This is a genomic window from Streptomyces iakyrus, assembly GCF_000717055.1.
Taxonomy (GTDB): domain Bacteria; phylum Actinomycetota; class Actinomycetes; order Streptomycetales; family Streptomycetaceae; genus Streptomyces; species Streptomyces iakyrus.
The window spans coordinates 366,986-393,120 of sequence record NZ_JNXI01000016.1; the positions used below are offsets into that span (position 1 = coordinate 366,986).

At 71.5% G+C, this 26,135-nt stretch carries 22 protein-coding genes and 1 riboswitch; of the genes, 11 read left to right on the forward strand and 11 right to left on the reverse strand.

From position 1 onward, the window contains the following. Positions 1-96: 96 nt before the first annotated feature. A complete protein-coding gene (gene icmB, locus OO68_RS26305; RefSeq protein WP_033311505.1) occupies positions 97-513 on the reverse strand; it encodes a coenzyme B12-dependent isobutyryl CoA mutase small subunit in 417 nt (138 codons plus the stop codon). Between the two features lie 523 nt (positions 514-1,036). Here icmB and OO68_RS26310 point away from each other — a divergent pair. Beyond that, positions 1,037-1,900, forward strand: a complete 864-nt coding sequence (locus tag OO68_RS26310) for a lipase family alpha/beta hydrolase (RefSeq protein ID WP_033311507.1) — start codon at positions 1,037-1,039, stop codon at positions 1,898-1,900. Positions 1,901-2,005: 105 nt separating this feature from the next. Next, positions 2,006-3,658 carry a M23 family metallopeptidase gene (locus tag OO68_RS26315; RefSeq protein WP_078625459.1) on the forward strand — a complete coding sequence of 551 codons (1,653 nt, stop codon included), beginning with the start codon at positions 2,006-2,008 and terminating at the stop codon, positions 3,656-3,658. Positions 3,659-3,712: 54 nt separating this feature from the next. Here the strand turns inward: OO68_RS26315 and pcrA are convergent, their stop codons facing one another. Continuing rightward, complete coding sequence (gene pcrA / locus OO68_RS26320) at positions 3,713-6,190, reverse strand: DNA helicase PcrA (protein ID WP_033311509.1); 2,478 nt, start codon at positions 6,188-6,190, stop codon at positions 3,713-3,715. 329 nt (positions 6,191-6,519) lie between these two features. Beyond that, positions 6,520-6,678: riboswitch (cyclic di-AMP (ydaO/yuaA leader) on the forward strand. A gap of 8 nt (positions 6,679-6,686) precedes the next feature. On the opposite strand from pcrA, the gene OO68_RS26325 reads away from it, so the two are divergent. After that, positions 6,687-7,865 carry a C40 family peptidase gene (locus OO68_RS26325; RefSeq protein WP_033311510.1) on the forward strand — a complete coding sequence of 393 codons (1,179 nt, stop codon included), beginning with the start codon at positions 6,687-6,689 and terminating at the stop codon, positions 7,863-7,865. Positions 7,866-7,944: 79 nt separating this feature from the next. After that, positions 7,945-8,886 (forward strand): SLAC1 family transporter, encoded by a 942-nt coding sequence (locus OO68_RS26330; RefSeq protein WP_033311511.1) that lies wholly within the window; start codon positions 7,945-7,947, stop codon positions 8,884-8,886. Here the strand turns inward: OO68_RS26330 and OO68_RS26335 are convergent. Further along, a complete protein-coding gene (locus OO68_RS26335; RefSeq protein ID WP_033311513.1) occupies positions 8,864-9,217 on the reverse strand; it encodes a hypothetical protein in 354 nt (117 codons plus the stop codon). The two genes, OO68_RS26330 and OO68_RS26335, sit on opposite strands and share 23 nt — an antisense overlap. Positions 9,218-9,637: 420 nt before the next feature. Here OO68_RS26335 and OO68_RS26340 point away from each other — a divergent pair, with 420 nt between their 5' ends. Continuing rightward, on the forward strand, positions 9,638-10,696 hold the full coding sequence (locus OO68_RS26340; protein ID WP_033311514.1) for a C40 family peptidase: 1,059 nt from the start codon (positions 9,638-9,640) through the stop codon (positions 10,694-10,696). 9 nt (positions 10,697-10,705) lie between these two features. On the opposite strand, the gene OO68_RS26345 is transcribed toward OO68_RS26340, so the two are convergent. After that, positions 10,706-11,428 (reverse strand): LuxR C-terminal-related transcriptional regulator, encoded by a 723-nt coding sequence (locus OO68_RS26345; RefSeq protein WP_033311515.1) that lies wholly within the window; start codon positions 11,426-11,428, stop codon positions 10,706-10,708. Further along, complete coding sequence (locus OO68_RS26350) at positions 11,425-12,717, reverse strand: ATP-binding protein (RefSeq protein WP_033311654.1); 1,293 nt, start codon at positions 12,715-12,717, stop codon at positions 11,425-11,427. The genes OO68_RS26345 and OO68_RS26350 overlap by 4 nt, the downstream gene beginning before the upstream one ends. Positions 12,718-12,894: 177 nt before the next feature. On the opposite strand from OO68_RS26350, the gene OO68_RS26355 reads away from it, so the two are divergent. Beyond that, positions 12,895-14,349 carry a PspC domain-containing protein gene (locus OO68_RS26355; protein WP_033311516.1) on the forward strand — a complete coding sequence of 485 codons (1,455 nt, stop codon included), beginning with the start codon at positions 12,895-12,897 and terminating at the stop codon, positions 14,347-14,349. Further along, positions 14,336-14,560 (forward strand): hypothetical protein, encoded by a 225-nt coding sequence (locus OO68_RS26360; RefSeq protein ID WP_033311518.1) that lies wholly within the window; start codon positions 14,336-14,338, stop codon positions 14,558-14,560. Before OO68_RS26355 ends, OO68_RS26360 begins: the two co-directional genes overlap by 14 nt. A gap of 14 nt (positions 14,561-14,574) precedes the next feature. On the opposite strand, the gene OO68_RS26365 is transcribed toward OO68_RS26360, so the two are convergent. Beyond that, complete coding sequence (locus OO68_RS26365) at positions 14,575-15,105, reverse strand: DoxX family membrane protein (RefSeq protein WP_033311520.1); 531 nt, start codon at positions 15,103-15,105, stop codon at positions 14,575-14,577. 135 nt (positions 15,106-15,240) lie between these two features. Beyond that, complete coding sequence (locus tag OO68_RS26370) at positions 15,241-16,605, reverse strand: hypothetical protein (RefSeq protein ID WP_078625460.1); 1,365 nt, start codon at positions 16,603-16,605, stop codon at positions 15,241-15,243. Positions 16,606-16,788: 183 nt separating this feature from the next. On the opposite strand from OO68_RS26370, the gene OO68_RS26375 reads away from it, so the two are divergent. Further along, complete coding sequence (locus OO68_RS26375) at positions 16,789-17,688, forward strand: DUF4429 domain-containing protein (RefSeq protein WP_033311522.1); 900 nt, start codon at positions 16,789-16,791, stop codon at positions 17,686-17,688. Positions 17,689-17,711: 23 nt separating this feature from the next. Here OO68_RS26375 and OO68_RS26380 read toward each other — a convergent pair whose 3' ends face one another. After that, the gene (locus OO68_RS26380; protein WP_033311523.1) at positions 17,712-18,506 is read right to left on the reverse strand and encodes a class II aldolase/adducin family protein; all 795 of its coding nucleotides are present in this window, start codon (positions 18,504-18,506) and stop codon (positions 17,712-17,714) included. A 189-nt stretch (positions 18,507-18,695) separates the two neighbouring features. On the opposite strand from OO68_RS26380, the gene OO68_RS26385 reads away from it, so the two are divergent. Continuing rightward, positions 18,696-19,169: a pyridoxamine 5'-phosphate oxidase family protein gene (locus OO68_RS26385; protein WP_033311525.1), complete on the forward strand. Its 474-nt coding sequence runs from the start codon at positions 18,696-18,698 to the stop codon at positions 19,167-19,169. Positions 19,170-19,176: 7 nt separating this feature from the next. On the opposite strand, the gene guaA is transcribed toward OO68_RS26385, so the two are convergent. Further along, on the reverse strand, positions 19,177-20,757 hold the full coding sequence (gene guaA / locus OO68_RS26390) for a glutamine-hydrolyzing GMP synthase (protein ID WP_033311527.1): 1,581 nt from the start codon (positions 20,755-20,757) through the stop codon (positions 19,177-19,179). 201 nt (positions 20,758-20,958) lie between these two features. On the opposite strand from guaA, the gene OO68_RS26395 reads away from it, so the two are divergent. Beyond that, positions 20,959-21,366 carry a chorismate mutase gene (locus tag OO68_RS26395; protein WP_439332897.1) on the forward strand — a complete coding sequence of 136 codons (408 nt, stop codon included), beginning with the start codon at positions 20,959-20,961 and terminating at the stop codon, positions 21,364-21,366. A gap of 518 nt (positions 21,367-21,884) precedes the next feature. On the opposite strand, the gene OO68_RS26400 is transcribed toward OO68_RS26395, so the two are convergent. After that, a complete protein-coding gene (locus tag OO68_RS26400) occupies positions 21,885-23,027 on the reverse strand; it encodes a hypothetical protein (RefSeq protein WP_033311530.1) in 1,143 nt (380 codons plus the stop codon). A gap of 224 nt (positions 23,028-23,251) precedes the next feature. On the opposite strand from OO68_RS26400, the gene OO68_RS26405 reads away from it, so the two are divergent. Further along, positions 23,252-24,235, forward strand: a complete 984-nt coding sequence (locus OO68_RS26405; protein WP_033311532.1) for an LAETG motif-containing sortase-dependent surface protein — start codon at positions 23,252-23,254, stop codon at positions 24,233-24,235. 93 nt (positions 24,236-24,328) lie between these two features. Here the strand turns inward: OO68_RS26405 and OO68_RS26410 are convergent, their stop codons facing one another. Beyond that, on the reverse strand, positions 24,329-26,113 hold the full coding sequence (locus OO68_RS26410; protein ID WP_033311534.1) for a GMC family oxidoreductase N-terminal domain-containing protein: 1,785 nt from the start codon (positions 26,111-26,113) through the stop codon (positions 24,329-24,331). Positions 26,114-26,135 lie beyond the last annotated feature (22 nt).

Here is a 26,135-nt window from a genome sequence, read left to right on the forward strand (position 1 = left end):
TCGGTCACGGCCGGCGGCCCGGCGAATCAGCCTCACCGACCCGAGGGCGCACCGGCTCCGGCCGGGGCAAGGCCCTTGGGCCGGTCCGCCGGAGGGCTACGCCTCCGCGGGCTGGCGGGCGTTCGTACGGACCCAGTCCACGATCGAGGCCGTCGTCGCGCCAGGCGTGAAGATCTCCGCGACGCCCTTCTCCTTCAGCAAGGGGATGTCCGCCTCGGGGATGATCCCGCCGCCGAAGACGAGGATGTCCTCCGCGTCCCGCTCCCGGAGCAGATCGATCACGGCGGCGAAGAGCGTGTTGTGCGCTCCGGAGAGGATGGACAGCCCGATCGCGTCGGCGTCCTCCTGGATCGCCGTGTCGACGATCTGCTCGGGGGTCTGGTGGAGCCCGGTGTAGATGACTTCCATACCGGCGTCGCGCAGGGCACGCGCGATCACCTTGGCCCCGCGATCGTGGCCGTCGAGCCCCGGCTTGGCCACCACCACGCGGATCGGACCGGCTGCCACACCCATCACTGCCTCCATGAAGCGACTACATCCATCCGTACCGACAAGTACCGCACACATCGGGCAAGCCGTACACGCCGCACCGCACGGACACCCCGCCCCGAACCGGCCGGGCAAGTGAACGAACGTTATCTCCAGCATCCCGCAACCGGCAGTTTCGCGGTGGATAGCGAGGGGGAAATCACACGATGGGACAAGCGCAAGGGGAGCCGCACCGAGGCAGCCGTACGACCGCACCGTCCACCAAGGACCGCGGCAGCACGGCTCCTCGGCGAAAGCAGCAGGGCAAGCACCGCACGCACAGCACGCAGGGCAGACACGGCGCACCAGCGGGGAGCCTCGTCACCCCACCGATCGGGGACCTCCGTCGCACCACCGGCGTCACACACGCCACACGCCGCGCTCTGCCCCCGCGGCTCACGCGGCTCACGCCGCTCTCGCGGTCATCGCCGGCCGTCTTCGCAGCTGCTTTCCACGAGGGCACACGGGGGGCGGAGGCGTCCTCCCGCGTGCCGACAGGAGGTCGGCCATGAAGGTCACCAGGGCGGCTCTGCCCTTTCTTCCGTTCTGCGAGCGCCTGCTGCCGGGCAGACTGGCGGGACTCTCCCTGGCCCTCCTGAAGGCCACCGCTCTGGAGATCGCGATCCTGGCCGGGCACCTCCTCCTCTACCCGTCCGGCATCACCCAGGAGCGCCGGGCCCCCGTCCCGGCACTGCCGGCGGACGGCGCCGCCCAACTGCCCACGGAGGCCAAGCCGCCGGTCCTGCTGCTGCACGGATTCATCGACAACCGCTCGGTCTTCGTCCTGCTGCGCCGCAGCCTCGCCCAGCACGGCAGGCAGCAGATCGAGTCGCTCAACTACTCGCCGCTGACCTGTGACATACGGGCCGCGGCCGAACGGCTCGGCCGGCATATCGAGGAGCTCTGCGAGCGCACGGGGGCCGACCGGGTCGACGTCGTCGGGCACAGCCTCGGCGGACTGATAGCGCGTTACTACGTGCAGCGGCTCGGCGGCGACACGCGCGTACGGACCCTGGTCACGCTCGGCACGCCGCATTCGGGAACCCGAGTGGCGCCCTTCGCCGACGCGCACCCCATCGTGCGCCAGATGCGCCCCGGCTCACCGGTGCTCGAGGAGCTCGCTTCGCCCGCCCCTGACTGCCGTACGCACTTCGTCAGCTTCTGGAGCGATCTGGACCACGTGATGGACCCACTGGAGACGGCCTGCATCGACCATCCCGACCTGACGGTGCAGAACGTGCGCGTGACCGGCATCGGCCATCTCGCTCTGCCCGTGCACCCCGCCGTCGCCAACGGCATACGACAGGTTCTGGACACGGCACACGCGGGTGAACCGTCCGCCGGACACACCGGCGGTCTGACGGTCGCCTGAGAATCGTCATACAGCGATCACTCAGCACCGAAACACCGATCAACCTCGAACAAACTTCGAACACAGAGCCAAACCCGTGCCCGCCGTCCGCCAAAACACGGCCGAATGCCCGTTTCCTGCGCGCGCGAAACCTGCCGAAGATTGTCGTGCCCGCGTACCGCCGGGTACAGTCGCCGCACTGCTCTGGCAGCCCCTGTTGTCGAGGCGAAAGAGAAGTTGGTGAACGACCGTCACCCGTCGGGGACCATGACCCCGGCTCCGGCTTCCGACGCCGCCTCCGCGCACTACGCGTCGTACGGCACCCAGGAAGCCCAGTACGGCGACTTCACCACGTACGGCGACTACGCCGCCACCGGATTTGATCCCACCGGCACCAACGGCGCCGGTTTCGACGCCACCGGGCACGCCACCGCGAGCTTCGCGACCGACCCCCTCTTCGGCGACATGCCGGACAGCGGCCAGGACACGGGCAGCTACGACACCGGCCACTGGCCCACCGGCACGCACGAGAACGGGCACTACGACGCCTACGCGGCCCAGCACCACGCCGCCTACGACACCGGTGTCTACGACACGACCTCCTGGACGGCCGAGCAGCAGCTGATGTCGGCCATCCCGTCCCAGGCCCCCTCCCCGGACGCCACCGGACAGTGGGAGTCCGGCGCCTGGCTCCAGCCGGACCAGTCCGGCAACCCCGCCGACCACACCCAGCAGTGGGAGTGGGGCACACAGACCTTCGACACGGGCGCCTACGACGCCACGCAGTGGAACTCCGACGGCACCCCCGCCCCGGAACCCGACGCGTACGAGCACCCCGCCGAAACCTTCGACCAGCACGAGACCGCGACGTTCGAGCAGGTCGACTACGACGCACCGGCCGAAGCCGGCTTCCACGACGCCGCCGTGGAGGGCGATGAGCCGGCCGCCACCGGTGAACTGCCCGTCGTCACCCCGCTCCTGGACGGCCAGGAGGACGTCACCCCCGCCCCGTCGGGGCGTGCGGCCTCGCGCGCCGCTTCTCGTTCCCGCCGCCGCACACCGCCCAAGCGCTCGGCGCTGATGACCATCGCGGTGCCCTCGGCCTGCGTGATGGGGGTCGCCGGGATCGCCGCCGCCTCCGTCGGCGGTCTCACCGACGACAGTGCCGCGGAGGCGCAGACGACCGCGGCGGACGCGCAGCCGGTCAAGCCGGCCGCCGCCAACAACCAGCTGGACACCCAGCTGCAGAGTCTCTCCGCCGGTGCCGACGACTTCGCCGACCGGGCCAGCCGTACGCAGGAGCGCATCGACCTCAAGGCCCAGCAGGCGGCCGAGAAGAAGCGCGCGGCGGAGGAAGCGGCCCGCAAGGAGCGGCTGCGCCCCAAGTTCGCCCTGCCGGTCGCGCGGCACGGACTCAGCGCCTACTACGGCCAGTCCGGCATCAACTGGATGTCCCTGCACACCGGCATCGACTTCCCGGTCTCGTACGGCACGACCGTGATGGCCGCGACCGACGGCACCGTGCGCACCCAGTGGAACAGCGCGTACGGCAACATGATGATCGTGACCGCCAAGGACGGCACGGAGACGTGGTATTGCCACCTCTCCACCTACACGGTCCCCTCGGGTACGACCGTGAAGGCGGGCGATCCGATCGCCCGCTCGGGCAACTCCGGCAACTCCACCGGCCCTCACCTGCACTTCGAGGTGCGCCCGGCCGGCGGTTCGGCGATCGACCCGCTCCCGTGGCTGCGCAGCCACGGCATCGACCCGGCGTAACGTCCCGCCTGCCCCGCCGGTCCGGCCGGCGGGGCTCGGGCTCACCTCACACCGCTACAGCTTCTCCACCGGCGCGTACCGCAGCAGCAGCCGCTTCGGCTTGGTGTCCCCGAAGTCGATCGTCGCCTCGGCGTTGCCGCCCGTGCCCTTGACCGCGACGACGGTCCCGAGCCCGAACTGGTCGTGTGTGACGCGGTCTCCGACCGCCAGGGACACCACGGGCTTCTCCGAGGTGCGCCGCGTGGCGAATCCGGAGGCGCCCGACGCCGACGAGCGCGAGCGGGACGACGACAGCGAGGCCGCCACCGCCGAGACCGGTCCGGAGGACGCGGGCGCGGTCGCTCCCGTCCGCTTCCACTCCACGTGGGTCGGCGGGATCTCCTCCAGGAAGCGGGAGGGCGGGTTGTACGAGGGCTGGCCCCAGGCGCTGCGCAGCGTGGACCGCGTCAGGTACAGCCGCTCCCGCGCGCGCGTGATGCCGACGTAGGCCAGGCGCCGCTCCTCCTCCAGCTCCTTGGTCTGCCCGAGGGCGCGCATGTGCGGGAAGACGCCGTCCTCCATGCCGGTCAGGAAGACGACCGGGAACTCCAGGCCCTTGGCGGTGTGCAGGGTCATCAGCGTGATGACGCCGTCGCCGTCCTCCTGGTCGGGGATCTGGTCGGAGTCGGCGACCAGCGCGACCTGCTCCAGGAAGTCCGACAGCGTGGTCTGCTCGTCCTCGCCGCGCTCCTGCTCGAACTCCATGGCGACGGCGGCCAGTTCCTGGAGGTTCTCGATCCGGGTCTCGTCCTGCGGGTCGGTGGAGGCCTGGAGTTCGGCGAGGTATCCGGTGCGCTCCAGTACGGCTTCCAGAACCGTGGCCGGTCCGGCGCCGGACTCGACGACGGTGCGGAGGTCCTCCATCAGCGTGTTGAACCGCTTGACGGCGTTGGTGGAGCGCGCGGCCATGCCGTACGCCTCGTCGACGCGCTTGAGCGCCTGCGGAAAGCTGATCTTCTCCCGCTGGGACAGGGCGTCGATCATCGCCTCGGCACGGTCGCCGATGCCCCGCTTGGGGACGTTGAGGATCCGGCGCAGCGGTACCGAGTCCTCGGGGTTGGCGAGCACGCGCAGGTAGGCCAGGACGTCCCGGACCTCCTTGCGCTCGTAGAAGCGGACGCCGCCGACGACCTTGTAGGGCAGGCCGACGCGGATGAAGACCTCTTCGAAGACACGGGACTGGGCGTTGGTGCGGTAGAAGACGGCGACGTCGCCGGCCTTGGCCTCGCCGGCGTCCGTAAGACGGTCTATCTCGTCGGCGACGAACTGCGCCTCGTCGTGCTCGGTGTCGGCGACGTAGCCGGTGATCCGGGCGCCGGAGCCGGCGTTGGTCCACAGGTTCTTGGGGCGGCGGGACTCGTTGCGCTCGATGACCGCATTGGCGGCGCTGAGGATCGTCTGCGTGGAGCGGTAGTTCTGCTCCAGCAGGATCGTCGTGGCGTCCGGGTAGTCCTCCTCGAACTGGAGGATGTTGCGGATCGTCGCGCCGCGGAAGGCGTAGATCGACTGGTCGGCGTCGCCCACCACGCACAGCTCGGCGGGCGGGATCTCGGCCTCTGGCGGCACGTCGACGGGGTGCTCCGAGGTGCCGACCAGCTCGCGGACCAGGGCGTACTGCGCGTGGTTGGTGTCCTGGTACTCGTCCACCAGGACGTGCCGGAAGCGGCGGCGGTAGTGCTCGGCGACGTCCGGGAAGGCGCGCAGGAGATTGACCGTCGTCATGATCAGGTCGTCGAAGTCGAGGGCGTTCGCCTCGCGCAGCCGCGACTGGTACATGGCGTAGGCCTGGGCGAGGGTCTTCTCGAAGCCGTCGGTGGCCTGGGCGGCGAAGTCCTCCTCGTCGATCAGCTCGTTCTTCAGGTTGCTGATCTTGGCGCTGAAGGACTTGGGCGGGAACCGCTTGGGGTCGAGGTCCAGGTCGCGGCAGACCAGGGCCATCAGGCGCTTGGAGTCGGCGGCGTCGTAGATCGAGAAGCTCGATGTGAAGCCGAGCTTCTTGCTCTCGCGACGGAGGATGCGCACGCACGCGCTGTGAAACGTCATGACCCACATGGCGTTGGCGCGCGGGCCGACGAGCTGCTCGACGCGTTCCTTCATCTCGCCCGCGGCCTTGTTGGTGAAGGTGATCGCGAGGATCTGGCCCGGGTGCACACCGCGCTCGGCGAGCAGGTGGGCGATGCGGTGCGTGAGCACGCGGGTCTTGCCGGAGCCGGCGCCGGCCACGATGAGCAGCGGGGAGCCGGAGTGGACGACGGCGGCGCGCTGGTTGTCGTTCAGCCCCTCCAGGAGCGCGGCGGTGTCCACGACCGGGCGGGGTGCGCCGTCCCGGTAGTAGGCGTCCCGGTCCGGGGGCGCGTCGAACTTCCCGCCGAACAGATCGTCCGGGATCGGCTCCGGAACGTGATCGTCCTCGGGCGGCGGCGGAGGCTGGTCCGCGGGGTCCCGCTGGGCCTGGAGGTTCGCCAGGAAGCTGTCGTCAAAGAGGCTGCTCATCGCTCTCCGAGTCTAGGGCGCCCCACTGACAGCCCGCCGCCGCCCTGAGAACATCGCCGGGCGCCCGGGCCCCTCGCCGGCCGGCCGGCGGCGCATTGTCGCCCTCCATGACCGCATGATCACGGCCTGCTACGCCCCCCGCAATCATGGACGAAGTACGACCAAACTCTGCCGATCGTTCACTCTCGGCGACGTTCATGACCGAGGTCACGAAAATGTATCGGGCATATCACCCATCAACCTTCACAGGGGCCACACGAGTTGGCTACCGTGCGACCAGGCCGCATGACCCCCACCGGCGAACGTCGCCGGGCCGCGCGGCCTCCGCCGAGTCCGGCACGCCGCAGCGGCAGCCGGAGCCGGGGACCCAACCGTGAACCTGGGGTGAATCGGCCCGACTCCCTGTGCGGAGCAGGCCGTAGGGCAAACCTTCCGAACCACCCGCCCGAACCCGACAGCTAACTCGGTAGGCGGAACGTGGAAGGAGTCGCCTCCCTTGGCGTCGCACCGCAAGTCGCGTCCTACGGGTACGCGCGTGGCAGGCATACGGACCCCCGCCCTCGCAACGGCGGCCCTCACCTCCGTGGCCCTGCTGTCCCAGTCGGCCCATGCCGCCCCCGAGGCCGACGACAAACCCAGCCTGGAAGAAGTCGAGAAGAAGGTCGGCGACCTCTACCGCCAGGCGGGGTCGGCGACCGAGAAGTACAACGCGGCCAAGGAGAAGACGGCGAAGCAGCGCAAACGCGCCGACGCCCTCATCGACGACGTCGCCAAGCGCACCCAGAAGCTCAACGAGGCGCGCGAGGAGCTGGGGTCCTTCGCCTCCGCCCAGTACCGCACCGGCGCCGCCGCCCCGGACACGGCGACGTTCCTGCTCGCGGACACCCCGCAGGACTACTTCGACCAGACCCAGCTGATGGACCGGATGACGGGCCGTCAGAAGGTCGCGGTCGACGACTACATCGCGCAGCAGTCCGAGACGATGGAGAAGCGCCAGGAGGCCACCGAGAGCCTGGAGGCGCTCACCGAGTCGCAGGGCGATCTGAAGACCGCCAAGGCGACCGTCCAGCGCAAGCTCGCCGACGCACGCGAGCTGATGTCGAGGCTGACCGCCGAGGAGAAGGCCCGGCTCGCGGCGATCGAGAAGCAGAAGCAGGAGGAGGCCGCCCGCAAGGCCGACGAGCTGGCCCGGCAGCAGGCCGCGCAGCGGCAGGCGCAGGAGGAGGCCGCTCAGCAGCAGGACAGCGGGTCCTCGTCCTCGGGTACGGCGGGTTCCGGCTCGTCCACCTCGACGGCCCCGGCCGACTCCTCGTACGCGACCAAGGCCGACAAGGCGCTCGCCTTCGCCCGCGCCCAGATCGGCAAGCCGTACGTGTGGGGCGCCGTCGGCCCCGGCTCCTACGACTGCTCCGGCCTCACCCAGGCCGCCTGGAAGGCAGCGGGCGTCGACCTGCCGCGCACGACCTACGACCAGGTGAACGCCGGCACCACGGTCCCGCTCTCCCAGGCCCAGCCCGGTGACCTGGTCTTCTTCTACGACGACGTCACACACGTCGGGATCTACATCGGCAACGGCATGATGATCCACGCGCCGAAGCCCGGCACGTACGTGCGTGAGGAGTCGATCTACTACGACGGCGAGTCGGCCATCCACAGCGTGGTGCGGCCGGCCTGAGAGGTCTCGTCATGCTTTTTGAGGGGCACGCGCGCGTGCCCCTCTCGTAACGGGCGCGGCGCTCTCTAGCATCGGCGCTATGTCCGGTCCCTCCCCGTTTGCCACCTGGTGGTCGACGTACGCGCTGGCGACCGGCATCGTGTCGGTCGGTCTCGACTCGGCGGGGTACGAGGTCCTCTCCCGCATCGCCCTCGCCCTGGCCTGCGCGGCCTGGCTGGTGGCGGCCGCGGGCCTCGCCCAGCGGGCACGCGGCGAGTGGCGGGCGGAGACGCCGGCCGCGCTCACGGCCGTGGCGGCGACCGCCGTCCTCGGCACCGGGTTCTCCGCGGCCGGCCAGCAGCCCCTCGCCGAGGCGCTGCTGGCGCTCGCGATGCTGCTCTGGGCGGTGCTGCTCACCGCGGAGGCCGGGGGGCGGCGCGGCACGGTGTTCCTGCGCTGCGTGGCCACCCAGGGGCTCGCGGTGCTCGGCGCCACGCTCGCCGCGGCCGATACGTCGGCCTGGCTCGCCCACGCGGCCCTGGTGCTGTTCTGGCTGGGCCTCGCGCTCTACGGCTTCGCCCTCTTCCGCTTCCAGCCCCGGCAGGTGGAGGAGGGGCGCGGGGACCACTGGCTCGCGGCCGGCGCCCTCGCCGTCTCCGCACTGGCCGGGGCGAGACTCCTCAGCGCCGACAGCGCGCGCCTGTACCTGTGGAACGAGGAGAACGCCGACGTCCTGCGCACGACGGCCGTCACGCTGCTCGTGCTCGCGCTGATCGCCTGCGTCGCCCTGCTCCTCGCCGAGCTCTTCTGGCCCCGCCACCACTACGACGTGCGGCGCTGGGCGACCGTGTTCGCCGCCGTGGTGACGGCCGCGGCCACCCTGGCCGTCGCCGCCGCCCTGGACGTCCCCTGGCTCGACGCCGCCGGAGAGGTGCTGCTGTGGATCGCGGTCGCCGCGTGGCTCGGGTGCACCGCCTGGGCGGTCACCTCGGCCCGGGCCGGCGCCCGGCGCTCCCGGGTCAGGTCCAGAGGACGGCGATGAAGATGTTCGCCGTCGTCAGCAGACCGACCAGGCCGAAGAGGCCCTTGTCCACCTTCTCGTCGTCCCGCTTCACATAGACCAGGCCGAGGATCACGATCAGCAGAGCCAGCTTCACGCCGATCTTGATGTTGTTCACGGACTGGTCGTCGGCCTGGTTGAGGCCGACCAGGATCACACCGGTGACCAGCATCGTGAGCGCGCCGTGCAGCATCGCGGGGGTGTAGCGGGCGGTACCCTCGCCCATCGCCTTCATCTGGGTGAGGAAACCGCCCAGGAGCGAGGCGATGCCGATGATGTGGAGGCCGACGAAGAGGTGGATGAGTACGTCCATGAGGCCGGAGCCTAATCAGGGCCCCGAGACCGCCCGACACCGACCCAGGGTGCATATATGCGCCCCATAGCACCCGATCACGGTCACTCGCTCATGATTCGACGCTTCGGTCATCACGCTGAGTGAAGTAGGCGGCGTCGAGGTGGGACCACGGTCGCATACGGTCACCGCCGGTCCTCTCAAGACACTTCCGCACACCTGCCACCGGCCCGTCACGGCGGCGTTTAGCGTCCTCCACCAGGTGCCCGGCTCCCCACCGCCGCCCGGGCCAGGGGCGGCAGTCGGACACCACCGCCGAAAAGGTCCGGCGGCGATCCGCTCCCCCTGTGCGGGCCGTCGCCGGACGCGCAGGCCGCCCGTCCGCTCCCCCCGGCGGCCGCACGCACCCGTCGGCGGTCGAGGAAAGGACGTGGCCTCCAGGTGGCAGCGCACCGCAAGCCCCGACAGCGCTCGATGGGTGGCGGCAAAGCCCGTACGGCCGCCACGATCGCCCTGGCGGGCGCGGCGACGGCGACGGGTCTCGACGGAACCGGACACGCCGAACCACAGCTCACCCCCGGCCAGGTCAAGACCAAGGTGGACAAGCTGTACCAGGAGGCGGAGGTCGCCACCGAGAAGTACAACGGCGCGAAGGAGAAGGCCGAAGCGGCCGGGCAGCGGCTGAGGAGCCTCCAGGACCAGGCGGCGCGCAAGGAGGAGCGGCTCAACTCCGCCCGTGACGCCCTGGGTTCGGTGGCCGCCGCGCAGTACCGCGCCGGCGGTCTCGATCCCGTGGTGCAGCTCGCCCTCTCCGACGATCCCGACCGGTACCTGGAGAACGCCGAGTTCGTCGAGCGGGCCGGCAGCCGGCAGAACGCCGTCGTCGCGGGGGTGCGCAAGCAGCTCCGGGAGATCGAGCAGCTGCGCGGGGCCGCCCACATCGAGCTGACGTCGTTGAAGTCACGCCGGGCGGAGCTGAAGCAGCACAAGGAGACGATCACCGGCAAGCTCGGCACGGCACGGCGGCTGCTCTCGCGGCTCGGCCCGCAGGAACGTTCCCTGCCGGGCGGATCGCAGGAACGCGCCTCCCGCTCAGCGGGCCCTCGGGACACCCTCGCGACCCCGGGTTCCGCCTCGTCCCAGGCGCCCAACTCCCGGACGGCCGCCGCCGTCTCCTACGCCTACCAGAAGCTCGGCAGCCCCTACGTCTGGGGCGCCACCGGCCCGAACGCCTTCGACTGCTCGGGCCTCGTCCAGGCCGCGTACCGCGCCGCGGGCGTCTCCCTGCCCCGCACGACGTACTCCCAGATCGCCGCGGGCCGCCGCGTCTCCCGCTCCGAACTCCTCCCCGGCGACCTCGTGTTCTTCTACGCCGGCATCAGCCATGTCGGCATCTACGTGGGCAACGGCCGCATGATCCACGCCCCGAACCCCTCGGCGCCGGTACGCGTCACCCCGCTCGACGAGATGCCCTACGCGGGGGCGACGCGGGTGGTGTGAGCGCCGCCGTCAGACGAGCCGGCGAGCCGTCGCCCAGCGCGTCAGCTCGTGCCGGTTGGAGAGCTGGAGCTTGCGCAGGACCGCCGAGACATGCGATTCGACGGTCTTCACGGAGATGTACAGCTGCTTGGCGATCTCCTTGTACGCGTAGCCCCGGGCGATGAGCCGCAGCACCTCGCGCTCGCGCTGGGTCAGGCGGTCCAGGTCCTCGTCGACCGGCGGTGCGTCCGTGGAGGCGAAGGCGTCCAGGACGAACCCGGCCAGCCGGGGCGAGAAGACGGCGTCGCCCTCCTGGACACGGAAGATGGAGTTCACGAGGTCCGTGCCGGTGATCGTCTTGGTGACGTACCCGCGGGCGCCGCCGCGGATCACGCCGATCACGTCCTCCGCGGCGTCCGACACGGACAGCGCCAGGAAGCGCACCGGCTGTTCGGCGTCGCCCATCAACGGGGCACAGCGGCGCAGCACTTCGACGCCGCCGCCGCCCGGCAGGTGCACGTCGAGGAGGACCACCTCGGGCCGGGTCGCGGTGATCACCGTGACCGCCTGGTCGACATCCGCGGCCTCGCCGACGACCTCGACACCGGTCTGCTCGGTCTGCCCGATCTCGGCCTGGACCCCCGTACGGAACATGCGGTGGTCGTCCACGAGGACCACGCGCACGTGACGCCCCGGTCCGCCGGCCGCCTCCGCCGGTCCCGCCGTACCGTTCGCCTCGGTCGGGTCGCTCATGACGTCTTCTCCGCCCTCTCCATCTCCAGCTCGACCTCCGTGCCGCCGTCCGGCACCGCGCGCAGCCGCGCCGTACCGCCGTTGCGCTCCATGCGGCCGATGATCGATTCTCTGACACCCATCCGGTCGGCGGGTATCGAGTCGAGGTCGAAGCCGGGGCCGCGGTCCCGGACGGACACGAAGACCGTCTTCCCCTCGACCTCGGCGAAGACCTGTACGGCGCCGCCCTCGCCACCGTACTTGGCGGCGTTCACCATTGCTTCCCGCGCGGCCTGCATCTGGGCGGCGATCCTCTCGTCGAGCGGGCAGTCGCCGACGACCACGACCTCGATGGGCACGCCGTGCTTGTCCTCCACCTCGGCCGCGTTGTGCCGCACGGCGTCGCCGAGGGTGGTTGGTCCGTCGGCCTCGTCCTTGCCGGTGCCCTCGGGTTTGTAGAGCCAGGTGCGCAGGTCGCGCTCCTGGGCACGGGCCAGGCGGCGGACCTCGTTCGCGTTCTCCGCGTTGCGCTGGATCAGTGTGAGCGTGTGCAGCACCGAGTCGTGCACATGGGCGGCGACCTCCGCGCGCTCCTGGGCCCGGATGCGCATCAGGCGCTCCTCGGAGAGGTCCTGCGTCATGCGGACCAGATACGGCCCGGCGAGGAGCGTTATGCCGACGAGGACCGCGAGGGCCGCCTGGAGGACGGAGCCGAGGTGGGCGGCGGAACCCTGGAGGACGAAGATGCCGGAGACGCCGGCCGTCACCAGCAGCACGCCGCCCACCGAGCGCAGCAGCGTGACGGTGCGCCGGCGGCGGCCGACCTCGACCCAGCGGGCCCGCCGGGCGTTGTCCGCCTGCCGCCAGACCAGGGCGACGCCCGCGCCGACGAGCACCGTCGGCCAGAGGTACGCCCTCGCTCCCCCGCTGAGGTTCACATTGCCCACGAAGACCATGGCCACCACGACCATGAGGAGCAGGGCCACGATCTGGCCCTTGTCGGGCCTGCGCGCGACGCGTCTGCGGCGGCCGTCGGGCGCGGTCTCCGCGGCCGGCGGCGACGGCGGCTTCTGCGCCTCGACCCCGCCGACGCCGAGCGGGACGAAGAACCAGAACGCGGCGTACAGCAGCGCACCGAGGCCGTCGGCCATGAACAGGCCGACGAAGACGAGCCGTACCCAGATCACGGGCAGCCCGAGGTGCCCGGCGAGGCCCCGCGCCGCGCCCCCGAGCCAGCGTCCGTCACTGCTGCGGTAGAGCTTGCGCGGCGGCCGCGGTTCGGCGAGTGGCGCTGCTGCGGCTTCCGACATGCCATTGATGGTCACACGTGCGGGAGGCCGGAGCATCAGGGTCGGCCCCTGAGGCTCCCCTGATCTCCGCGGGCCGCTCCTCGAACGCTTCCCGAGCCGCCTCTCAGGGCCGATATCAGGGTCCGGCCAGGGTCGTTCCGACTCCCGCCGGGGCGTCGCGCCCGTCACCATGGACCCATGACCGATCACGAGCACGCCGCGACGGGTCCGGGACCCGGCTCCGGCCCGCGCCCCGCCCCGGGCGCCGGGCCGCAGGATGCCGCGCCCGCCGCGGGTCCCGCGCCCGGGCGCGCGGGCGCGGGAGAGCAGGGAGGAGCACCCGGCCCGGCCGCCCCCGCCGAAGACGGTGTCCCACCGGGCCCGCCCCACGCGTTCCGCCGCGACCGCCGCCACAAGACCCTGGCCGGCGTCTGCGCGGGGCTCGGGCGGCAGTGCGACATGGACCCGGTGATCTTCCGCATCACCCTCGCCGTGCTCTCCGCCACCGGCGGCATCGGCCTGCTCTTCTACGGCTTCGCCTGGCTCTTCGTCCCGTACGACGACGAGGAGAAGAACGAGGTCCGCAAACTGCTCACCGGCCGGGTCGACGGGCAGGCCCTCGCGGCCGTGCTGTTCGCGCTGGTGGGCTGCGGGGTGTTCCTGACGATGCTGAACAACGGCGGGGTCCTGACCTTCGCCGTCGTCCTCTCCCTCCTCCTCGCGGGCGCCGGCTACTGGTCGCGTCACCGCGGCGCCCCCAGCCCCGATCCCCTGGCCGCACAGGCCGTCGCCGACGCCCCGCCGGAACCCCAGGCGCCGCCGGTGTTCCTCACCACCCCGTCCTGGTGGCGCGACCCGATCGTCAAGGACGGCACCCACATCGGCGGCACGGGCTACCTCTGGGGCCCCCGCGACCCCCATGACCTCGATGTCGCCGCGGCCCTCAACATCAGCCTGGGTACGCGGCCGGGTGCCCGCCAGGACATACCCGCCCCGCGCCCCCGGCCGCCCCAGCCGCGCGGGCCGCGCTCGATCGGCGGCTCGGTCTTCCTGCTGGCCCTGCTCGCGGGAGCCCTGGGCACCAGCCGCACGTGGGACGGCCACCCGCTCGGCACCAGCCTGCAGACGGGCCTGTCCTGTGCACTCGTCGTCCTGGGCCTGGGCATAGCCGTCAGCGCCTTCCTGGGCAGGACCGGCGCCGGCTCGGTCTTCCTGGCGATCATCACGGCCGGCCTGCTCGCCGGCGCGGCGGCCCTGCCCAAGGACATCGACACCCACTGGTCGCGCACCACCTGGCAGCCCGCAGCGGTGGCGGACGTACGGCCGCGGTACGACCTGGGCACCGGCGTCGGCACCCTGGATCTGAGCAAGCTGGACGTGTCGGGGAAGCAGACGGTCACGACCCGGGCGGAGGTCGGCTTGGGCCGGATCAAGGTGCTCGTCCCCGAGGACGTGACCGTGCGGCTGAACGTCGAGGTGGGCATAGGCGACCTCCAGCTGCCGGGCGACGACCCGAAGGACGTGGACGTGCAGCCGGACCAGCACCAGGAGATCACCCTCTCCCCCGCCGGAGGCGTCGAGAAGTCCGGCACCATCGACCTGGACCTCCAGGTCGGCATGGGCCAGGCGGAGGTGACCCGTGCTGCGTCATGAGTTCCAGCCCGGAAAGCTGATCGCCGGCCTCGTCCTCGTACTGGCGGGCATCCTCTACGCCGGTGACGCGGGCAGCGCCTGGCAGATCCCGTGGTTCGTGGTGATCCCCCTCGTCACGGGCGGGCTGTGCCTGGCCGGCTTGGTGGCGTTGCTGACGGGGCGCGTGCGGCGCCGCCGCCAGGGGGGCCGTACGGGCGCGGACCTGGCGTGACGGTGCCCGGCCCGCTACTGGTAGCCGCCGCTGCGCTGCCGTCGCCGTGACCGCAGCGCGGCGTCGAGGGACAGCAGGGGCGCGCCCGCGAGGATCAGAGGGGTCCAGGCCATGAGGTAGGCGAGGTCGTTGCCGTAGTAGTACGGGTCGGAGGCCCAGCTCACGGTCAGCCACAGGCTCAGGGAGATCAGGGCGCCGCCGAGTGCGGCCAGACGGGCCAGGAGGCCGAGCAGGGTTCCGATGCCGACGGCCAGTTCGCCGAAGGCGATGGCGTAGCCGAAACCGACGGGGTTCTTCAGGGAGAGGTCGACCAGGGCGGGGATGGCGGAGGAGTCGCGGACGGCACGCATCATGTCGCCGATCGAGCCGGCACCGGAGTCCTTCATGAAGGCGCTGTCGGTGAGCTTGTCCAGGCCGGCGTAGATGAAGGTGACGCCGAGGAAGACGCGCAGGGGCAGCAGGGCGTAGCGGGTGGCGTTGTCCCGCCAGCCTCCCCCGTCGCCGAAGTGGGGGGAGTGCGTGTCCGTTCGCATACCGTGAGTCATCGCTGCTAGCCGCCTCTCGCCGGTGCCGAGACCCCTCGACAGACAATACGTACGACAAACGAAGCGCGCTCAATCCTGTGTCACCGGCTTGTTTCGTCGGGCCGGGCGGTGCGGGGCGCCCGAGGGGCCCGTCGCTCACTCCGTCACGTCGACCGCGTACCGGTTGGTCTCCATCCCGGCCGCCGTGACGACCTGCACCTCCACCCTTCCCGGTTCGACATCCGCCGGCACCGGCACTGTGAGCAGGGTGTCCGTGGGGTTGCGGAACCCTCCGGGAACCGGGATCAGCGGCACATGGACGTGCACCGCGCCCACGCGCACGACCATCCGGGCCAGCCGGTCGGCCCCCTGCGCTCCCGGTGGCACGAACCCGGCACCCCGGATCTCGATGTCGTCCCCCGTGCGGATCGGCCCGTCCAGGTCGCCCGCCTCCCGGGCCCGGACCACGGAGAGGATGACCGGCCGGCCGCCCTCCGCGTACTTGCCGGCGAGATAGGTCGCCGCCGACACGAGCACCACCACGGCCAGCCCCCAGGGCAGGTCGGGCAGCTGCTCCGGCCGCCTGGCCAGCCGGACCGCGGCGAAGACCAGGGCGACCCCGCTGACCACGACGTACTGGATGTCGGCGAAGGTGCCCCGGCCGGCGTCGTCGGTCAGCAGGTCGGCGGCCCGGGGCCGGTCGGCACGCACCTTCTGCAGCCGTTGCCCCAGCACCCGCAGCCCGACCACCCGCCGCACGAGCACGGCGATCCCGCACAGCACGGCCAGTACGGTCACGATCCCGGCGCCCCGGGCGAGGTCCAGCCCGGAGATCAGCGCGTCCCGTTCCCGGTGCCGGGAGGCGGCGGCCAGCCGCCCCGCGAGGACGAGCACCGCGTAGGCCACGAAGAGCACCCATGCCGCGGCGACCGTGCGGGAGGTGGACAGCCGGTTGTCCTCCCCGATCACGGGCGCCAGCACGCCGCCCTTCGCCCGGTGGAACCACGACGCGGCGGTCAGCGACGAGGCCAGCACCAGGGCCGCGGCCAGCCCGGCCGTACGCGCAGCCGTCCAGCCCGCGCCGACCGCCGTGAGGGCCTGCCCGAGCAGCAACAGCACCACGGCGGCCCACACGACACCCGCCGTGCGCCGCCACAGACCTGTCAGCCAGGCCTGCCCCTCGGCCCGCCCCCGCTCGGCGACGTGCTCGGCGGACTGCGCCAGTTCCTCGGAGACCCACTGGCGGGAGGCCGACGCGGAGTGGGCCACTGCGGCCGGCAGCCCCTGCCCGGCAGCGAACTCGTCACGCCGGCGCAGGAACGCGGCGACGGCCCGCCGGTGCCCCTCGCGCGCACCGTGCGGACAGTCCCCGCAGGCGCACCCGCCCCCGTGAGCGCCTCCCGGGCCGTCCGGCTGACCACCGGGGTAACCGCCGGTGTATCCCCCGGCATAGGCATCCGCACGCGCACGTGCGTACCCGCCCGCGTCCGCGCCGCCCTGTCCCGCCTCCCGCACCGCCACGCCCGACGACCGCCTTCCCGCGACCCATCCACCGCCGGCCTTCCGGACCCCGGAACGCCGCTGTGCAACTCCCGTGCGACGACAGCGAATTGTGCCCTACACCACCCGGCTCACGTCCGCCCGGACTGGCCAACACGGGTGAAGTCCGGCGTGCCGTGTTGACCCGGCTGGGAGAATTCCCCTATGGCCGAGATCATCCAGCGTGACGGGACCTGGGCCTTCGACGGCGACACGCTCCGGATCACGCCCGGCCTGCACCGCTCCGTGCCGCTGCTCCGGCGCACGTACGGGGAGATCACCGTGCCGCTCGCGGCGGTCTCCGGCGTCGTCCTGGAAGCCGCACGCGGGCACGGGCGGCTGCGGTTACGGCTGCGTGACGGCGCGGACCCCCTGCTCCAGGCGACCGGCGGGCGGCTGCCCGGCGCGGCCGACCCCTACCGGCTGACGGTGGACGCCGACCGGACGGGGGCGGCCGAGTACGTCGCCGAGGAGATCCGCCGCGCGCTGCTCCTCGACCGGGTCCCGCAGGGGCCGACGGAGGCCTATCTGCTGCCCGGCCCGCCGGTTCCGGTGTCCGTGCGCACCTCGGACGGGACGGTCTCCTTCGACGGCACGCGGATACGGATCGACTGGGCCGACACCTCCGAACGGGTCAAACGCGCCACCGGCCCGCGGATCATCACCATGGGCGACCTCGTGCGGGTCGAGTGGTTGCCGAACACCCGCCACGAGGACGGTTCGCTGCGCTTCGTGACCCGCGAGACGGTGCTCTCGAAGCTTCCGCCGGACAAGGACCCGTACGCCCTGGACCTGTGGGGCAGCACCCGCCGGGACCTGCTCACCGCGCTCGTCGCGGCGGCCGTCACCGCCCGGCTGCCGCACCCGTCCACGCACACCGCCACCGCCACCGCCACCGCCACCGGTGAACTCCCCGCCTGCGCCGTCCCCGTGCCGCCGCCCGTCTCCGACCACCACGACGTCCTCCTGCGGCGGCTGCGCGAGCTGGGCCGGCTCCACCGCGACGGCGTCCTCACGGACGAGGAGTTCGCCAGGACGAAGGCGGTGGTGCTGCGCGACTTCTGACGGCCGGCCCGGCTGCTCCGGCGTCAGCCCAGCAGACCCGGCTCGCTCCGGCTGACGTCCTCCCACATCGGCTGGTAGTTGATCCACGCCACCAGGTCGCCGCCCAGCTGCTCCCGCGTCGCCACCGCCATCCGGTGATCGATGCGGACCGGTCGCCCGGCTGCCTGGGCCGTCAGCTGGACCTGGCAGGAGCGCTCCATCGACACGAACCACCAGGCCGCCGCGTCCACCGAGTCGCCGACGGTCAGCAGCCCGTGGTTGCGCAGCACGAGCGCCTTGCGGGAGCCGAGCACCTCGGCGATGCGCCGCCCCTCCTCGGCGTCGACGGAGACGCCGGTGTACGTGTCGTAGAGGGCGTGGTCCTCGTAGAAGGCGCAGCTCTCCTGGGTGATCGGCTCCAGCAGCTCGCCGAGGGCCGCGAGCGCCCGGCCGTGCACCGAGTGGCAGTGGGCGACGGCGACCACGTCCGGCCGGGCCGCGTGGACCTGGGCGTGCACGGTGAAGGCCGCCTGGTTGACGTGGTAGCCGCCCTCGACGACCTGGCCGTCCTGGTTGGCCAGCACGAGGTCGCTCACGGTGACGTGCCGGAAGGGCATCCCGAACGGGTTGACCCAGAAGCAGTCGGTGAATTCCGGGTCGCGGGCGGTGATGTGCCCGGAGACGCCGTCCTCGTAGCCGAGCCGCCCGAAGATCCTCAGGGCGCCCGCGAGCCGTTCCTTGCGGTGCCTGCGCTCGTCCTCGACCGACTCGTGCATCGGCGGCATGGCGAACCGCAGCCGGTCGGTGGGCAGGGGCAGGGGCGGCGTGGGCCCGTGCATAGGTCCTCCAGCACTGGTTCTGCGTACGGGCGGAAGTTACCGTCCGTGAGGCCGGGAAGAACAGGAGCGATTCGTGAAGATGCCACGAGCGCCCCTGTGAGCACCCTGTGCCCATCCGAGTGCCCCCGGGCTCCCCCACCCCACGAATAGCCGACAGAAGATGTCGGATCTCGGCGGGACACTCTTCCCATGACAGCGAACTGGGCTGCTTTCGCCACCGCCGAACCGGATCTGGCCGACACCGTCGAGAAGCGCTTCGGCGCCTACACCCACCACATCCTCGCCACCCTCCGTAAGGACGGTTCGCCCCGCACCAGCGGCCTGGAGGTGCGGTTCCTGAACGGCGAGCTGTGGCTCGGCATGATGCCGGACTCGCTCAAGGCCCTCGACCTGCGCCGTGACCCGCGCTTCGCACTCCAGGCGAACCCCGGGGAGGGCACGGGCATGGGCGGCGGCGATGTCCGGATCAGCGGCCGGGCGATCGAGGTCGACGACGTGGAGACCAAGGCCGCGTACGTCGAAGAGGTGGAGCCGCCGGAGCAGTTCCACCTCTTCCGCACCGAGCTGACGGAGGTCGTACGGACCTACATCGAGGACGACACGTATCTCGTCGTCCAGGCCTGGACACCCGGCGCGCCCCTGCGCACGATCAAGCGCACCTAGGCAGGGGTCACTCCCACTCGATGGTGCCCGGGGGCTTCGAGGTCACGTCGAGGACGACGCGGTTGACGTCGCGCACCTCGTTGGTGATCCGGGTCGAAATCTTCGCCAGGACCTCGTACGGCAGGCGCGACCAGTCGGCCGTCATGGCGTCCTCGGACGAGACGGGGCGCAGGACGATGGGGTGGCCGTACGTCCGGCCGTCGCCCTGGACGCCGACGCTGCGGACGTCCGCGAGGAGGACCACCGGGCACTGCCAGATGTCCCGGTCGAGACCGGCCGCCGTCAGCTCCTCGCGGGCGATGGCGTCGGCCTCACGCAGCAGATCCAGGCGCTCCTTGGTGACCTCGCCGACGATGCGGATGCCGAGGCCGGGGCCGGGGAACGGCTGGCGCTGGACGATCTCCTCCGGCAGGCCGAGCTCCTGGCCGACCATGCGGACCTCGTCCTTGAAGAGCTTGCGCAGCGGCTCGATCAGCTGGAACTCGAGGTCCTCCGGCAGACCGCCGACGTTGTGGTGGGACTTGATGTTGGCGGTGCCGGTGCCGCCGCCGGACTCGACCACGTCCGGGTAGAGCGTGCCCTGGACGAGGAATTCCACGGCCGGGCCCTCGTCGGCGATGATCTCGGCCTGGGCCTGCTCGAAGACCCGGATGAACTCGCGGCCGATGATCTTCCGCTTCTCCTCGGGGTCGGAGACCCCGGCCAGCGCCTTGAGGAACCGCTCCTCGGCGTCCACGACCTTCAGCTGCACGCCGGTCGCGGCCACGAAGTCCTTCTCGACCTGCTCGGTCTCGCCCTTGCGCATCAGGCCGTGGTCGACGTACACGCAGGTCAGCTGGGAGCCGATGGCCTTCTGGACGAGGGCAGCGGCGACCGCGGAGTCCACGCCGCCGGACAGGCCGCAGATGGCGCGCTTGTCGCCGACCTGCTCGCGGATGGCGGCGACCTGCTCCTCGATGACGTTGCCCGTCGTCCAGGACGGGGTCAGACCCGCGCCCCGGTAGAGGAAGTGCTCCAGCACCTGCTGCCCGTGCGTGGAGTGCATCACCTCGGGGTGGTACTGGACGCCGTACAGCTTCTTCTCGTCGTTCTCGAAGGCGGCGACCGGGACGACGTCCGTGGAGGCCGTGACGGAGAAGCCCTCGGGGGCGGCGGAGCAGGCGTCGCCGTGCGACATCCAGACGGGCTGCTCGGCGGGGGTGCCCTCGAAGAGGGTGGAGGACACCTTGGAGACGTGCAGGTCGGTGCGGCCGTACTCGCGGGCGCCGGTGTTGTCGACGGTGCCGCCGAGGGTGCTCGCCATCAGCTGGAAGCCGTAGCACATACCGAAGACGGGGACGCCGGCCTCGAAGATCTCGCGGTCGAGGCTGGGCGCGCCCTCCGCGTAGACCGACGAGGGGCCGCCGGAGAGGATGATCGCCGCGGGGTTCTTGGCGAGCATCTCCCGGACCGGCATGGTGCTCGGCACGATCTCGCTGTAGACCCGCGCCTCGCGGACACGACGGGCGATGAGCTGGGCGTACTGCGCGCCGAAGTCGACGACCAGGACGGTGTCGGCGGCGTTGGCAGCAGGAGTCGCTGATGACACGGGGTGCCTTCCGGCGGTGGGGCGGGGGTCTTGTGCACCCGATTCTACCGGGGGGCCGCCGGGCTCCTTCCGTGTGCCGGGAGGGAGCCCCGTCTCAGGATGCGAACCGGCTTGGACGGCTCCGGGGCCCGGTGCATACTTGCCCCATGCTCAAGCACCAGACGTTCGTCTTTACCTATGGCATCCGGCCCGCCGGACGCCATGGTCGTGCTGCTTGAGCAACTGACAAGCGACTTCCCAGGCGCCCCGGGCCGACAAGGCCCGGGGCGCCTGTCGTCGTCCGGGCCGTGCCGCCCCGGGGCAGCCCCTGACCACCAGGAGCCCCTTATGACCGCCATCGACGTGACCGGCGCCCGCACTGCCGAGGCCGCCGACGTGATCACCGGAGCGCGCGAGCGGATCGACGCGCTCGACGACCGGATCATCGGCCTGATCCAGGAACGGGTGGCCGTCTCGGCCGTCATCCAGGATGCGCGGATCGCCTCCGGCGGGCGGCGCGTGAACCTGTCCCGCGAGATGGACGTGCTCGGCCACTACCGGCAGGCGCTGGGCAAGCCGGGCACCGCGCTCGCGATGACCCTGCTGGAGCTGTGCCGCGGCAAGATCTGAACCCGCATGCGCAGGACACCCGTGCGGCCCCTCCTCACCCGTACGGCGCGTGACCGTCCCGCAGCCGACTCGTTGGTCCCGGTGTCCGTGCCAGCCAGGCGCGGGCCCGAAAGAACCACGCGTGGCTCACTGGGGCGATGAGACGCACGGATCGTGCCGTGCGTCGTGGGACCTCGCTCCAGGGAAGTGACCGGACGGCAGGGGACAGCAGCCCGGTCACCCAAGAGAACGGTCGGCCCCGGGGACGCCCGGGGCCGACCGCGGACCTTGCATAAATGCACAAGTCTGGGTCAAACGGTTGCGGGCGCCGCGTTCATCCAGCACGATGCCTACACGGTCCAAGTCCCCTCGCGGACCCCCTCATTGCCCCACTGCCAGAGGTACAGACCAGCGGCGCAACCCCCCGGCGCCGCTTCCAGGCACCGGCGCTGCCCTGACGTCGGTGCTGACGAGAAGAAGGGCCCTGCGGCTCCACCCCGCGGGGCCCTTCGCTCTGCGTCGGCATCGCCGGCGGAGCGTCAGGTGCGGGTCACCGTCCCGCAGTCGCCGCCGTCGCCGCGTTCGAGCTCCCTGCTCCGGTCGTACGGGTCCGTCGCCGGCCCGCTCGGGTCCGGGCCCGCGGACCTGCTCGACGAGAACTCCGGGTGCAGGTAGCCGTCGTTGACGAAGCAGGAGGAGTTGCCTATCTCCTGGTCGTAGTTCATCAGGAGCAGGCGGCCGGGGGTGACCTCGTAGCGGCCGGGGTCGGCGAGTTCGACGTCGAGGACGCGGCGCACGATGGTGCGGGCGACCTCGGTGGGGCCGTCCGCCCGGACGACGGGGTAGACGAAAGTGTAGTCGGCGCGCACGGCCACACCCCCCTGCGTGCCCTTCTTGAACGTCATGCGTCCCCGGCTCTTGATCACGTCACCGGCCGGCCGCACCTCGTCGGGGTCGAAGCGGCTGAACAGCGTCACCGGGTCGTGCTTCTCACTCGGGGAGCGCAGGCCGGTGTCGAGATCGTCGAGGAGCTCGGGCTGCTTGGGGTCGAGCACGGAGAGCGCGGCCGTCGGGCGTGCCCCGCGTACGGTCTTCGGGTCGAGGTTGGCGCCCACCAGCAGCTTCTTCGTCAGGCGCAGCGCCTCTTCCACCCGGTCCTCGGAGACCGCGCCGACGGCCTTCGCCTCGGGCAGGACGATGCCGGCCTCGCCGTCCGCCCAGCGCTCGGCAGGGGAGCCGGCGAAGGGCCGGTCCAGGGTGGGGGTTTCGGGGTCCGACGCACCGGGAGCGGCGGTGGGAGCCGCCGTCTCGTCGGGCAGCGGTGAGGCCTCCGCGGCCCCGGACTCCCCGGTGCGGAAGGGGTCGCCGGGCAGCAGCGACGGCTTGAGGGCCACCAGCGCCACGGCGGCGGCGAGGGGGACGCCGATGAAGGCCCACAGTCTGCGGCGTCGGGCGGCCCGCCCGTTCATCTCCTGCCAAGCGGGGCCGGTGCGCCATCCGGGCGGCAGCTCGCCCCGGGCGTCCTGTTCACGCAGCCGCTCGGTCACCATGCGCGCTCGTGCCGAGGGCTCCTTCGGGGCGGAGGAACGGATGTCCCGCTCGGTGTCGCGGGTGAACTGCTCCCAGACGTCGTCGGGGATCTCCGAGGCCGACGGTTGGTCGTCGGACGGCTTTTCAGACACGAAGCCAAGATCTAAGCGCGCGGAGAGCGCCTTCACAAGCCTTCACCGGAAGGTCGCCGATGTGACTCAGCCCACATAAGAATTCTGTGAATGCCAGCACAACCATTCACAGGTTTCACGGATCAAACCTGCCGAACCAAGGGCCACTCCCGCGCCCCACACGCGGAGGCCTCCCCCAACGTTCGTGCCGCATCCCGCGGTACGCCGGACTTTCCGAGGTCTTCATGAAGCTTCGCCGCGCCATGGCAGCAGCGGCCGCTACGGCGGTCATAGCCCCGGTGGCACTGCTCGCGGCACCGGCCGCGTACGCGACCGACGAGACGACCCCGACTCCGAGCGCGTCGGTGAGCGAGTCCGCTCCCGAGACGTCGCCCTCGCCGTCGGTGACCGAGTCCACCCCCGCCGAGACGACGCCGACGCCGAGCGCCTCCGTGAGCGAGTCCGCTCCCGAGACGTCCAGCTCGCCGAGCGCGTCCGCGAGCGAGTCCTCCCCGGCGCCCAGCGCGTCCGAGCCCGAGGAGTCGGAGTCCCCCGACCCCGAGCCCTCGATCTGCGAGGACACCAAGGTCGACGTGAGCATCTCCGGCCTGCCCGGCAAGATCGCGGCGGGCAGCGGCTGGCACAAGTTCTCGCTGAACGTGCTGAACAACTCCGACTCCACGCTGAACGACCTCGACTTCTTCGCCGGGGCCTCCCCCGACAAGAACGGCGAGGAGCTGTTCTCCAGCAAGCAGGTCCAGCTCCAGGCCTGGGACCCCCAGGACAAGATCTGGGTCGACCTGAACGAGGGCGGCTACGCGGTCGGTTACGTCGGCTACACCGACGAGCTGAAGCCCGAGTACGAGGTCAACATCCCGCTGCGTCTCAACGTCAGCAAGTCCGCCCCGGTCGGCGCCGGCTTCTCGCTCGGCGCGACGATCTACGGCGACAACGACGCCGAGTGCACCGGCTTCGGTGACGTGTCGTACAAGTTCCAGATCGTCTCCTCCGGTACGGACACCGGCGGCACCAAGCCGCAGGAAGGCGGCAAGGCTCCCGTCACCGACGAGAAGCCGAGCGGCAACACGCCGGAGGTCACCGGCAGCCTCGCCGAGACCGGCTCCAGCTCCGCCCTGCCGATGATCAGCCTGGTCGGCGGTGCCGCGGTCGTCGCCGGTGCCGGCGCGATCTTCGTCGTCCGTCGCCGCAAGGCCGGCGCGCAGGCGTAAGCCAGAGCGGCCGGCACAGGCCGCAGCACCAAGCAGAAGAGGGACCTGCGCTCGGAGGGGGGCGCAGGTCCCTCTTCTGTGTTGCCGGGGCGCTCAGTTCTTCGGCGGTACGGCCGGCATGCCGAGGAACGGCAGCCGCAGCGCGCCGAACGCCTCCGCCGGAACCGCCGGGGACTTGGGCTCGACGGGCTGGAGACGCTCGTAGGTGCCCTGCTGCGGGCGCGGGTCCTCCTCGCCCTTGTTGGGCCAGTAGGACATCGCCCTCTCGGCCTGGGCGGTGATGGTGAGCGAGGGGTTGACGCCCAGGTTGGCGGAGACCGCGGCGCCGTCGACGACGGAGATGCCGGGGTGGCCGTAGAGGCGGTGGTACGGGTCGATCACGCCGGACTCGCGGGAGTCGCCGATGGGGCAGCCGCCCAGGAAGTGGGCCGTGAGCGGGGTGCCCATCAGTTCGCCCACGTTGGAGCCCGCGAAGCCGTTGATCTCGGCGGCGAGGGCCGAGGCGCTCTCCGTCGCGGCCTTGATCTGCTTGGGGTTGGGGGCGCCGTGGCCCTGCCGGGCGGTGAGCAGGCCGCGGCCGACACCCGACGGTTTCACGTACGTCGTCAGGGAGTTGTCCAGCGACTGCATCACCAGGCCGATGATGGTCCGCTCCGACCAGCGGCGGTTCGACAGGGAGCGCAGCACCAGCAGCGGGTGCTTCGCGGCGTTGGCGAGGAAGCCCAGGACCCGCGAGGCACCCGAGTTCGTCCCGGCGTAGGGGACCTGGAGGATGGACAGGCCGCCCATCGAGTTGGATCCCTTGCCGTAGCGGACCGGCTCGATGTGGGTGTTCGCGTCCGGGTGGATGGAGGACGTGATGGCCACGCCCCGCGTGAAGTCGGCCTTGGGCGCGCCGTGTGCCTTGCGGTAGCGCCGGTCGTCGGTCTGGGCGCCGACCAGGGCCTCGGAGTTGGTGCGGGTCAGCTCGCCCAGCCGGTCGGAGAGGTGCGGCAGCTGACCGCCCGCCTTCATGCGGTGCAGCAGGGTCTGCGTGCCGTAGGTGCCGGCGGCGAGGACGACCCGGCGGGCCGTGAAGGTGCGGCCCTTCTTCTTGCCGCGGTCGTCGGTGGGCAGGGTGGCGACGGCGTAGCCGCCGCGCGAGTCGTCGGTGAGCGACACGACCGTCGTCATGGGGTGGACGACCGCGCCGGCCTTCTCGGCAAGGTGCAGGTAGTTCTCGTTGAGGGTGTTCTTCGCGCCGTGGCGGCAGCCGGTCATGCACTCGCCGCACTCCGCGCAGGCCCTGCGGGACGGGCCCGCACCGCCGAAGTACGGGTCGGGCACCTCCTGTCCGGGCCTTGCCTGCACCGTGCCGTCGGCGTCCTCTCCGTCGCCGAAGAACACACCGACCGGGGCCATGTGGAAGGAGTCGCCGCAGCCCATCCGCTCAGCGGCGGCCTTCAGATGGACGTCCGAGGGCGTCATGGTCGGGTTGAGCCGTACGCCCAGCATGCGGCGGGCCTGGTCGTAGTACGGCTTCAGCTCCTCCTGCCAGTCGGTGATGTCACGCCACTGGGGGTCCTCGAAGAACGGCTTCGGCGGGACGTAGAGGGTGTTGGCGTAGTTGAGGGAACCGCCGCCGACGCCCGCGCCCGCCAGGACCATGACGTTGCCCAGGAGGTGGATGCGCTGGATGCCGTACATGCCGAGCTTCGGGGCCCAGAGGTAGTTCTTGAGGTCCCAGGAGTTCTTGGGGAGCGTCTCGCGGGTGAAGCGCCGGCCGGCCTCCAGGACGCCTACGCGGTAGCCCTTCTCGGTGAGGCGCAGGGCGGTCACCGAGCCGCCGAATCCGGAACCCACGACGATGACGTCGTAGTCGTAAGCGTCCTGAGGCACGTGCCGTCTCCCCTTCGAGTGT

Excerpts from the sequence above, each read along its gene's own strand:
- OO68_RS26350 (WP_033311654.1), bottom strand. The coding sequence starts at position 12,717 with ATGTCGGAAGCCGCAGCAGCGCCACTCGCCGAACCGCGGCCGCCGCGC.
- icmB (WP_033311505.1), bottom strand. The coding sequence starts at position 513 with ATGGGTGTGGCAGCCGGTCCGATCCGCGTGGTGGTGGCCAAGCCGGGG.
- OO68_RS26375 (WP_033311522.1), top strand. The coding sequence starts at position 16,789 with ATGGCCGAGATCATCCAGCGTGACGGGACCTGGGCCTTCGACGGCGAC.
- OO68_RS26395 (WP_439332897.1), top strand. The coding sequence starts at position 20,959 with ATGGTCGTGCTGCTTGAGCAACTGACAAGCGACTTCCCAGGCGCCCCG.
- OO68_RS26405 (WP_033311532.1), top strand. The coding sequence starts at position 23,252 with ATGAAGCTTCGCCGCGCCATGGCAGCAGCGGCCGCTACGGCGGTCATA.
- OO68_RS26380 (WP_033311523.1), bottom strand. The coding sequence starts at position 18,506 with ATGCACGGGCCCACGCCGCCCCTGCCCCTGCCCACCGACCGGCTGCGG.
- OO68_RS26365 (WP_033311520.1), bottom strand. The coding sequence starts at position 15,105 with ATGACTCACGGTATGCGAACGGACACGCACTCCCCCCACTTCGGCGAC.
- OO68_RS26355 (WP_033311516.1), top strand. The coding sequence starts at position 12,895 with ATGACCGATCACGAGCACGCCGCGACGGGTCCGGGACCCGGCTCCGGC.
- OO68_RS26385 (WP_033311525.1), top strand. The coding sequence starts at position 18,696 with ATGACAGCGAACTGGGCTGCTTTCGCCACCGCCGAACCGGATCTGGCC.
- OO68_RS26335 (WP_033311513.1), bottom strand. The coding sequence starts at position 9,217 with ATGGACGTACTCATCCACCTCTTCGTCGGCCTCCACATCATCGGCATC.
- pcrA (WP_033311509.1), bottom strand. The coding sequence starts at position 6,190 with ATGAGCAGCCTCTTTGACGACAGCTTCCTGGCGAACCTCCAGGCCCAG.
- OO68_RS26330 (WP_033311511.1), top strand. The coding sequence starts at position 7,945 with ATGTCCGGTCCCTCCCCGTTTGCCACCTGGTGGTCGACGTACGCGCTG.
- OO68_RS26315 (WP_078625459.1), top strand. The coding sequence starts at position 2,006 with ATGCCCGTTTCCTGCGCGCGCGAAACCTGCCGAAGATTGTCGTGCCCG.
- OO68_RS26345 (WP_033311515.1), bottom strand. The coding sequence starts at position 11,428 with ATGAGCGACCCGACCGAGGCGAACGGTACGGCGGGACCGGCGGAGGCG.
- OO68_RS26310 (WP_033311507.1), top strand. The coding sequence starts at position 1,037 with ATGAAGGTCACCAGGGCGGCTCTGCCCTTTCTTCCGTTCTGCGAGCGC.